The sequence below is a fragment of the Nonomuraea sp. NPDC003727 genome, from assembly GCF_053586935.1.
The window spans coordinates 1-1,035 of the sequence record NZ_JBSFNE010000053.1; the positions used below are offsets into that span (position 1 = coordinate 1).

Sequence of the window (1,035 nt, forward strand, 5' to 3'; positions counted from 1 at the left end):
GCGAAGGTGAGAACTTAAGCGCCGGTAAACGGCGGTGGTAACTATAACCATCCTAAGGTAGCGAAATTCCTTGTCGGGTAAGTTCCGACCTGCACGAATGGCGTAACGACTTCCCCGCTGTCTCAACCGCAGACCCGGCGAAATTGCACTACGAGTAAAGATGCTCGTTACGCGCAGCAGGACGGAAAGACCCCGGGACCTTCACTACAGCTTGACATTGGCGTTTGGAGCGTCTTGTGTAGGATAGGTGGGAGACTGGGAAGCTCGGACGCTAGTTCGGGTGGAGTCATTGGTGAAATACCACTCTGGTCGTTTTGAACGTCTAACTCTGGTCCGTGATCCGGATCGGGGACAGTGTCTGGTGGGTAGTTTAACTGGGGCGGTTGCCTCCTAAAGGGTAACGGAGGCGCCCAAAGGTTCCCTCAGCCTGGTTGGCAATCAGGTGTCGAGTGTAAGTGCACAAGGGAGCTTGACTGTGAGACTGACGGGTCGAGCAGGAGCGAAAGCTGGGACTAGTGATCCGGCGGTGGCATGTGGAAGCGCCGTCGCTCAACGGCTAAAAGGTACCCCGGGGATAACAGGCTGATCTTCCCCAAGAGTCCATATCGACGGGATGGTTTGGCACCTCGATGTCGGCTCGTCGCATCCTGGGGCTGGAGTAGGTCCCAAGGGTTGGGCTGTTCGCCCATTAAAGCGGTACGCGAGCTGGGTTTAGAACGTCGCGAGACAGTTCGGTCCCTATCCGCTGCGCGCGCAGGAGACTTGAAAGGGGCTGTCCCTAGTACGAGAGGACCGGGACGGACGAACCTCTGGTGTGCCAGTTGTACCGCCAGGTGCACGGCTGGTTGGCTACGTTCGGAAGGGATAACCGCTGAAAGCATCTAAGCGGGAAGCTCGCCTTGAGATGAGGTCTCCCACCACGAGAGTGGGTAAGGCTCCCTATAGACGATGGGGTTGATAGGCCGGAGGTGGAAGCGCGGTAACGTGTGGAGCTGACCGGTACTAATAGGCCGAGGACTTGACCTCAAAGCTTTT

At 57.2% G+C, this 1,035-nt stretch carries 1 rRNA gene; it reads left to right on the forward strand.

Annotated features, from left to right (window positions below):
- Nucleotides 1–1,026 (forward strand): 23S ribosomal RNA (locus tag ACWDLG_RS45040); the annotation flags it as partial.
- Between the last annotated feature and the right edge of the window lie 9 nt (nt 1,027–1,035).